General features: G+C 64.0%; 11 protein-coding genes. 3 read left to right on the plus strand and 8 right to left on the minus strand.

What is annotated here, in order from left to right:
• Positions 1 to 92: 92 nt before the first annotated feature.
• Positions 93 to 812, plus strand: coding sequence for an META domain-containing protein (locus ACREB7_RS12640; protein ID WP_431592628.1), 720 nt, complete (start codon positions 93 to 95; stop codon positions 810 to 812).
• 65 nt (positions 813 to 877) lie between these two features.
• On the opposite strand, the gene ACREB7_RS12645 is transcribed toward ACREB7_RS12640, so the two are convergent.
• The 8 genes from ACREB7_RS12645 to ACREB7_RS12680 all read right to left on the minus strand — a co-directional run bounded on the left by ACREB7_RS12645 (position 878) and on the right by ACREB7_RS12680 (position 5,857).
• Positions 878 to 1,039, minus strand: coding sequence for a hypothetical protein (locus ACREB7_RS12645; RefSeq protein WP_431592629.1), 162 nt, complete (start codon positions 1,037 to 1,039; stop codon positions 878 to 880).
• 225 nt (positions 1,040 to 1,264) lie between these two features.
• A complete protein-coding gene (locus ACREB7_RS12650) occupies positions 1,265 to 2,620 on the minus strand; it encodes a DNA recombination protein RmuC (RefSeq protein WP_431592630.1) in 1,356 nt (451 codons plus the stop codon).
• Between the two features lie 33 nt (positions 2,621 to 2,653).
• Positions 2,654 to 3,091, minus strand: coding sequence for a hypothetical protein (locus ACREB7_RS12655; protein WP_431592631.1), 438 nt, complete (start codon positions 3,089 to 3,091; stop codon positions 2,654 to 2,656).
• A 20-nt stretch (positions 3,092 to 3,111) separates the two neighbouring features.
• Positions 3,112 to 3,555, minus strand: coding sequence for a PH domain-containing protein (locus ACREB7_RS12660; protein ID WP_431592632.1), 444 nt, complete (start codon positions 3,553 to 3,555; stop codon positions 3,112 to 3,114).
• Positions 3,556 to 3,571: 16 nt separating this feature from the next.
• A complete protein-coding gene (locus ACREB7_RS12665; RefSeq protein WP_431592633.1) occupies positions 3,572 to 4,144 on the minus strand; it encodes a hypothetical protein in 573 nt (190 codons plus the stop codon).
• A gap of 34 nt (positions 4,145 to 4,178) precedes the next feature.
• Positions 4,179 to 4,781 carry an energy transducer TonB gene (locus tag ACREB7_RS12670; RefSeq protein ID WP_431592634.1) on the minus strand — a complete coding sequence of 201 codons (603 nt, stop codon included), beginning with the start codon at positions 4,779 to 4,781 and terminating at the stop codon, positions 4,179 to 4,181.
• Positions 4,782 to 4,819: 38 nt separating this feature from the next.
• The gene (locus tag ACREB7_RS12675) at positions 4,820 to 5,308 is read right to left on the minus strand and encodes a vgr related protein (protein WP_431592635.1); all 489 of its coding nucleotides are present in this window, start codon (positions 5,306 to 5,308) and stop codon (positions 4,820 to 4,822) included.
• A 6-nt stretch (positions 5,309 to 5,314) separates the two neighbouring features.
• On the minus strand, positions 5,315 to 5,857 hold the full coding sequence (locus tag ACREB7_RS12680; protein ID WP_431592636.1) for a copper chaperone PCu(A)C: 543 nt from the start codon (positions 5,855 to 5,857) through the stop codon (positions 5,315 to 5,317).
• Positions 5,858 to 6,008: 151 nt separating this feature from the next.
• Between ACREB7_RS12680 and dnaK the strand changes: the two genes are divergently transcribed.
• A complete protein-coding gene (gene dnaK, locus ACREB7_RS12685; RefSeq protein ID WP_431592637.1) occupies positions 6,009 to 7,913 on the plus strand; it encodes a molecular chaperone DnaK in 1,905 nt (634 codons plus the stop codon).
• A 134-nt stretch (positions 7,914 to 8,047) separates the two neighbouring features.
• On the plus strand, positions 8,048 to 8,251 hold a 204-nt coding region (locus ACREB7_RS12690), incomplete at its 3' end, for a DnaJ domain-containing protein (protein ID WP_431592638.1).

The raw sequence follows: 8,251 nt of genomic DNA on the forward strand, positions 1-8,251 counted from the left end.
CTTCCGTTCGTGTCGAGCGAAGTCGAGACACGCCAGCACGGCGCACAGGCATCTCGACTTCGCTCGATGCAAACGGGTTCTGGAGATTCGCTGTGCCCAAATTGCTTGCCGCCCTACCCGTCCTCGCGTCGCTCTGGGCCCTCACCGGCTGCGTCCCCGCTGCCGAAGCCCCGCAAGGCCCCGGCACCCCGCCTGCGGCGGCCTATTTCGCGCTCGGCACCGAGCCCGGCTGGACGCTGGAGATCACCCCCGGGATGCTCAACTACGACGGCGATTATGGCGACACCAAGATCGTCGTCGCCAACCCCGGCGCGCGGCCGAGCTTCAACGGCGAACGCTATGTGACGCCGCAACTGACCGTCGACATCACCCATGCCGCGTGCAGCGACGGAATGAGCGACCGGCGCTATCGCGACACGGTGACGCTGACCGCCGAGGGCAAGACGGTGAAGGGCTGCGGCGGCGGGGTGTTGCCGCCAGCCGAACTGGCGGGCACCAGCTGGACCTTTGTGTCGATCGGCGGCGTGGCGGTGGCGCGCGACCGGCCGACGTCGCTGGCGTTCGAGGATGCGAAGCTGAGCGGCAGCGCGGGCTGCAACCGTTTTTCGGGGGGCTATGACAGCAAGGGCGACACGCTGACCGCCGGCCCGCTGATGGCCACCGAAATGGCGTGCCCGGGCGCGGGCATGACGCAGGAGAACGCCTTCTTTGCCCTGATGCAGGGGCCGGTGCGTTTGAGTCTTCCCGCCGACGGCACGCTGATCCTGACGGGGGCCGAGGGGCGGACGGCGGTGTTGAAGCGGGTGATCTAATAGCAAGGGCGAGCGCAAGCGCTCGCCCCCATTCTGTCAGCCTGCCATCTACAATCGATCAAGGGCTAGTTGATCAGTTTTAGAAGCATGTTCAGCGCCCGCTGTGCATCCAACCAAGTCGGATACGTCGTCGGCGATACCGCCATCAGACGCCCATCCGGCAGAGCGAGCGCGAAGCACCACTCACCAGATCGAAGTTGATGCGTGTATGGCTGAAATGCAGTCATGAACCTCTCCTATTTCAAGAAGCGAGATTCAGAATCTCTTTACTGCATTGGCAAAAATGCGAGCCATTTGAACAAGAAACTCTTATGCTATTTTCTTTGAGATATCTGTTCCAAGCTAAGATTGAGTGCCATGCCCTGAGATTCTACTGATTTCGTTTTCAATATTTTATGGACCCACTGAACCCTCCTATTTTTCGCTGACAGAATCTCTATTTTACCGTTATCTCAATCCTCATTTCCCACGATGCCAATCGGCTTGCTCGAAATGCGCGACAGAGGACGGGCCGCCTGCTCAGCCGCAGCGAGCTGGGGAATCTCCTTGTCGCCGGTCTCGATATCGAGCGCCTCGAAACGCCGCGCCTGGGTCAGGACCTGCGATTCGAAGCTGCCGACGAAGCTGTTATACGCCCCCGTCGCCTGGTCGAGATTGCGTCCGACCTTGGCGATATGCGATCCCATCACCGACATGCGCGCATAGAGTTCCTTGCCGAGCGCGGCGATCTCGCGCGCCTGGTTGGCGAGCTTTTCCTGCCGCCACACCGCCGCGACGGTGCGCGCGATCGCGATGAGGTTGGTCGGGGTGGCGAGCAGCACTTTCCGCTCAAAGGCATAGTCCCACAGCGCCGGATCCTGATCGAGCGCGGCGGCGAGGAAATGCTCGCCCGGCACGAACATCACGACAAAATCGGGGGTGTCGTCGAACTGGTTCCAGTAGCTTTTGGCGCCGAGCGTGTTGACATGCGCCTTCATCGCGGCGGCGTGCGCGGCGAGATGGAGCGACTTTTCGCCCTCGTCGACCGCACCGAAGGCGTCCTGATAGGCGTTGAGCGAGACCTTGGCGTCGATGACGAGATTCTGGCCGCCGGGCACCCGCACGACTACGTCGGGACGCAGCCGCGCGCCGTCGCCATCGGTCACGCTGACCTCGGTCTGGAAATCGGCATGTTCGGAGAGCCCGCAGCTCTCCAGTACGTTGCGTAGTTGCTGTTCGCCCCAGCGCCCGCGCGCCTTGGGGGCGTTGCGCAGCGCGTTGACGAGCTTCGCGGCCTCGGTCGACACGCGTTCGGTGCCCGCGCGCATCGATTCGATCTGGCCGTGGAGCAGGCCGAAGGCGTTCTGGCGCTCCGCCTCGACCTTGGCGACCGCCTGCTCATATTTTTCAAGCCGATCGTGAACCGGGCTCAGCAATCCTTGCAACCGCTGGCCCGTAGTCGCCTCGCTTTCCTTGAAGCGCGCATCGGCGCGTTCGAGGAAGGCCTTTTGCGCGCCGTCGAGCATGACCTGCCCGACCTCGCGGAACTGCGCGGTGAGCGCCGCCTGCGCATCCTTCAATTGCGCGATCTGCGCGTCATGCGCTTCGTCGCGCGCGCGCTGTTCGCTGACCAGCCCGGCGAGTTGCAGGTCGGCGGCCTTGCGCGCCTCGGCCTCGGCCGCGAGGTCGGTCACCGCGACCTTGAACCGTTCCGAGAGGCCGTCGCGCTCGGCCTTGAGCGCCCCCGCCTGCCGCCCCGCGAACAGCCAGCCGATCAGCCCCCCGAGAACGAGGGCGACGAGGAGGGCGAGCAGCAAAGCGATATCCATGGGCGGAACATAGGACGAACAGCGCGCGCTTGGCTAGAGGCTTCGATCGTCGGCGCCGGGTTTCTTTCCGAACGGGTCGGTCACCGTCGTCAGAATCCGGTCGATCATCTTCGCCAGCGCGATCGTCCTTTGCTTCGTCGGCGTGTCGGGGAGGTCATTGGCGGGGGTCACGCAATGCGTCCGGACCAGCGTCTCGTCGCGTCCCGCATCGTCCGGCGTCATCTGGGTAAAGCAGTTATATTCCCACTTTCCGTCAAAGTGGATCCGCCAGACGATCATCCGGGCATCGAGCAGCTTCGTTTCGACCTGCCAGCCCGGCATGCCTTCGATGCTGCCGGGGACATAGTTGCGGTTGAGGAGATGGTCGCGCAATTCGCCGATCGGCAGCGGATAGCTCTTCTCCTCGCTATATCCATCCGAACTGCAGGCGACCAAAGCGGCGACGAGCAGCGCCGGGGCAATGCGCAGCATCGTCGGGAGCGACGGCAAGGTCAGAGCAGGTCGCTCGCGACGTCGAGTTCGCGCACGCGGCGCTTCTGCCGCGCGGCGTCGACCAGCCGGCGCAGTTCCTCGCGGCGTTCGGCGGCGCGTTCGATATGCGGGATGACGAGCGGGCCGTCGCGCGTCGTTTCGTCGGAGGAATCGATCCCGAGCGTGCCGATCCCCGCCCATTGGTTGACGAGGGTGAAGTCCATGCGGACGTCCTTGACGCGATAGAACTCGATCTCGTCGATGCTTTTGACGAAAATGCCCTTGCGCAGGATCAGCCGGTCCTCGGTCAGCTCGTAGGTGACGTCGAGATTGCGGACCCAGATCGCGAGGATGATGACAAAGCCGACCCCGACGAGGCAGAGCAGCAAGGTCAGCCAGCCGAACAGGGTGCCGCGCAGCCAGCCCCAGGTCGAGGAGCGGAAGCGGTCGATGACATCGGGCATGAGCGGCACCTTTCCTTCAGAGCAGATAGACGATGACATAGCGCGCGACGAGCAGCGACAAAATCGCGATGCTGACGCGCACGGTCCGCACCCACATCGCGACGATCATCAGCGCGGCGAGGATCAGCGTCAGGCCCCAGACAAGCGGATGCGCGACCACCGCCGCCATCGCCGGCTGGGACAGATAAAAGGCAAGCTGGGCGCCGAGCAGGATGAGCAAGAGCGTCAGGACGACGCGGCGGACACGGAAATAATGAATGTCGAGATTGGCGAACCCCTCGGGCTGCGACGGGAAGACGAGCCGCGCGGCGAGGAAATAGAGGCTGGCAAAGGCCGCGACCGCCATCAAGGTCCGGCCCGATACCGCGATGCTTTCGCGCACCGTCCACGCCGCCTGCCAGAAGGAGAGCAGGTCGAGCATCACGAAGATCGCGAGCAGCGGCGTCAACCAGCCGATCGCGAATTTTTCGCGGCTTTCCTCGGCCGCAAAGCGCGTTTCGAGCGCGCGGCCGAGACCGCTGAGCAGTTCGACCATCGAGAGGCCGAGGAGCAGGCTGTAGAGCGCAAAGACAAATTCGAAATCGCTCATGGTTTCAGGCCGATCGAGGCGGAAGAAGCAGCCGTCATGATTCTAACTGCTTGTACATGTCGACAAGCTTGCGTTTGGGCTTCGCGCGGCACGCGTCATAGACCGCCTGAAAATCGGGGCCGGTCCCCAGCTTGGCGCCGGCGCTATATCGCTGCGCGACAAAAATGCCCGTGAGCAGGAGCCAGCCTCGCAGTTGATCCGGCCGCTTTTCGGGAAAGGCCTGGCGAAACCAGTCGGCGTCCATCACGAAATCGCCGCAGCTTTTTGCGAAAAGCGTGCCGTCCATGGCACTGTCTTTCCACAATTCCATGGGGAAATGCGCGATCACCGCGACCGGTTGTCCAGCCTTGTCCTTGGCCGGCTGGAACGTCATGCGCCCGACAAGGCCCAGCGCAAAGGCGTCGAGTTCCGGCGAACGCGACGAATCGGCAATCGATGCGTCGCGCAGCGCGCCGTCGGTCCCGACAACGACGCGAATCCGCACCATGCCCTGAATGCCCCGCGCGAAAAGCGCTTCCTTGCCATCCGAAGGCGGCGCGTATGTCATCACCGGCAGGCTGCCGCCGGCGGCCCGGAGCGCGCCGGCGTCAAGCGCCTCTTCCGCGGCCAACGCCGCGCCGGGCAGCAGCACCGCCATCGCAAACAATGCCCCGAGCTGGCTCAGTCCCTTGCCCATCAGCTGCGGGCCTTCCACTCGGCGGGCAGAATCGCCCGATACGCCTCGATCCCCGGCGCGCCGCCGATCGTCATGCCCTGCGTCAGCATCCAATAATGGCGCACGATCTCGGCCTGCTGCTCGAGGCCGTAGCGGTGGAGCGGCCAGCCGGGTTTGAGGCTGTAATCATAGGTCGCGAAGGGATGGCGCATGAGGACGAGATACCAGCGCCCGCGCTGCTGCGCCTGCCAGACATGCGTCATTTCGTGGAGGAACAGCCCCTTGGCGCGCATCGCGTCGGTCGCGGGCTCCGAAAAATCGTCGCAATAGACGTCGCCGCGCGGATGGAAATGGAGATGCCCCATCGGCGCCATCACGATGCGGCGCGGCTGGAAGAATATCCATTTGCGGTGACGGATACGCACGACGTCATAGTCGATCGCGTCGCCGAACACGCTGTGCGCAAGCGCGACCTCTCCCTCCGTCAGCCGGCGCCCCTCGCGATCCACCTGGGTTTATTTCTTCGCCGCGTCGGCGGCCTTTTTATCGTCACCGCCATGCCCCATCGCCGCATGGTCCATCGGCGCACCGCCGCTGGCCGCCGTCGAGGCATTCTTGATCGGCAGGTCGACGACGATCCGGTCGTTGTTGGTGAACATGAAGACGAGCGACAATTTGCCCGCGCGCACCGCCGCCGGGTTGACGTTCCAGATCATCAGATGCTTGCCGCCCTGCTTGAATTCGAGCGTGCCGCGCGCCGGCACCGGCGCACTGGTCAGCGACTTCATCGTCATCATGCCGTTTTCCTTGACGCTTTCGTGCATCTCGATGCGCTGAGCGAGGTCGGCCGACACCGCGACCAGCTCGACCGGCGCGTCGCCGCCCTTGACGGTGAAATAGCCGACCGCCGGACGGTCGGGGGTCGCCCCCATCTCGATCTGGCCGCCCGAAATATGGAGCACCGGCCCCTTGCCCATATTTTCCTCGCAAGCGGCCAGGCCGAAGGCGGCGGCGGCGAGGGTGGCGCCGATCAGCAGGCGGCGGGGGAAGGGCTTCATGCGAGGACTCCGTAAACAGGGGCAAATTCCTGCCCTCGATAAGCCCAATGAGTCCTTGTGCCAAGGATAAGCGCACCTATATCGCGGCCTGAAACCTATCCAGGCGTGCCTGTTCAGGGCGCCAATGAGACAATGAAGGACGTGTAAGACTATGGCCAAAGTGATCGGGATCGACCTCGGCACCACCAACAGCTGCGTGGCGGTGATGGAAGCCGGCAAACCCAAGGTGATCGAAAATGTGGAAGGCACGCGCACGACGCCGTCGATCGTCGCCTTCGCCAAGGACGGCGAGCGGCTGATCGGCCAGCCCGCGAAGCGCCAGGCAGTCACCAATCCCGAAAACACCATCTTTGCGGTGAAGCGCCTGATCGGCCGCCGCTTCGACGATCCGATGACCAAGAAGGACATGGAGCTCGTCCCCTATTCGATCGTCAAGGGCCCGACCGGCGACGCGTGGGTCAAGGCCGGCGGCGAGGATTATTCGCCGTCGCAGATCAGCGCCTTCATCCTGCAGAAGATGAAGGAAACCGCCGAAGCCTATCTGGGCGAAAAGGTCGAGCAGGCGGTGATCACCGTCCCCGCTTATTTCAACGACGCCCAGCGCCAGGCGACCAAGGACGCCGGCCGGATCGCGGGCCTCGAAGTGCTGCGCATCATCAACGAGCCGACCGCGGCGGCGCTCGCCTATGGCCTCGACAAGACCGAGAACAAGACGATCGCGGTCTATGACCTTGGCGGCGGCACCTTTGACATCTCGATCCTCGAAGTCGGCGACGGCGTGTTCGAGGTGAAGTCGACCAATGGCGACACCTTCCTCGGCGGCGAAGATTTCGACAGCAAGATCGTCGAGTTCCTCGCCGATACCTTCAAGAAGGACGAAGGCATCGACCTGCGCGGCGACAAGCTGGCGCTCCAGCGCCTGAAGGAAGCCGCCGAAAAGGCGAAGATCGAGCTGTCGTCGGCCGCGACGACCGAGGTCAACCTGCCCTTCATCACCGCCGACGCCAACGGGCCGAAGCATCTGGTCAAGACGATCACCCGCGCCGACCTGGAGAAGCTGGTCGAGGATCTGATCAAGCGGACGCTCGAACCGTGCAAGAAGGCGATCAAGGACGCCGGCGTCAGCGCCGCCGAGATCGACGAGGTCGTGCTCGTCGGCGGCATGACGCGCATGCCGCGCGTGCGCGAAGTCGTGAAGGATTTCTTCGGCAAGGAACCGCACACCGGCGTGAACCCCGACGAAGTCGTCGCGATCGGCGCCGCGATCCAGGCGGGCGTGCTGCAGGGCGACGTCAAGGACGTGCTGCTGCTCGACGTCACTCCGCTGAGCCTCGGCATCGAGACGTTGGGCGGCGTGTTCACGCGCATGATCGACCGCAACACCACCATCCCGACCAAGAAGAGCCAGGTCTATTCGACCGCCGACGACAACCAGTCGGCGGTGACGATCCGCGTGTTCCAGGGCGAGCGTGAAATGGCCGCCGACAACAAGGCGCTGGGTCAGTTCGATCTGGTCGGCATCCCGCCGGCGCCGCGCGGCGTGCCGCAGATCGAGGTGACCTTCGACATCGACGCCAACGGCATCGTGTCGGTCCACGCCAAGGACAAGGGCACCGGCAAGGAGCAGCAGATCAAGATCCAGGCGTCGGGCGGCCTGTCGGACGCCGACATCGACCAGATGGTCAAGGATGCCGAGCAGTTCGCCGAGGAAGACAAGGTGCGCCGCGAGGCCGCCGAGGCGAAGAACAACGCCGAAAGCCTGATCCATTCGACCGAGAGCCAGCTCCGCGAGCATGGCGACAAGGTCGATGCAAGCCTGAAGGCCGAGATCGAGGCGGCGGTGGCCGAAGCGAAGACCGCAGTCGAGGGCGGCGACGCCACCGCGATGACCGAAAAGTCGACGGCACTCGCGCAGGTCGCGATGAAGCTCGGTCAGGCGATCTATGAGCAGGAGCAGCAGGCCGCAGCGTCCCCCAGCGCCGATGGCGAAGCGCCGAAAGCCGACGAAGACGTCGTCGACGCCGAATTCTCGGAAGTCGAAGACGACAAGAAGTAAGGGCTGACCTCTCATGCCGTTCGTGCTGAGCTTGTCGAAGCACCGTCCTTCACCTTCCACCGCGAAGAAAGGACGGCCCTTCGACAGGCTCAGGGCGAACGGCGATGGGAGGTAAGGCTAGGGGCCGATAGATTATGTCGCTCGACATCGATTATTATGAACTGCTCGAATGCGAGCGCACCGCCGACGACGCGACGCTGAAGGCCAGCTATCGCAAGCTCGCGATGAAATATCACCCCGACAAGAATCCGGGGTGCGACGACAGCGAAGCGCGCTTCAAGGCGATCAGCGAGGCCTATGACTGCCTGCGCGACCCCCAGAAGCGCGCGGCCTATGAC

Source organism: Sphingopyxis sp., assembly GCF_050725615.1.
Classification (GTDB): domain Bacteria; phylum Pseudomonadota; class Alphaproteobacteria; order Sphingomonadales; family Sphingomonadaceae; genus Sphingopyxis.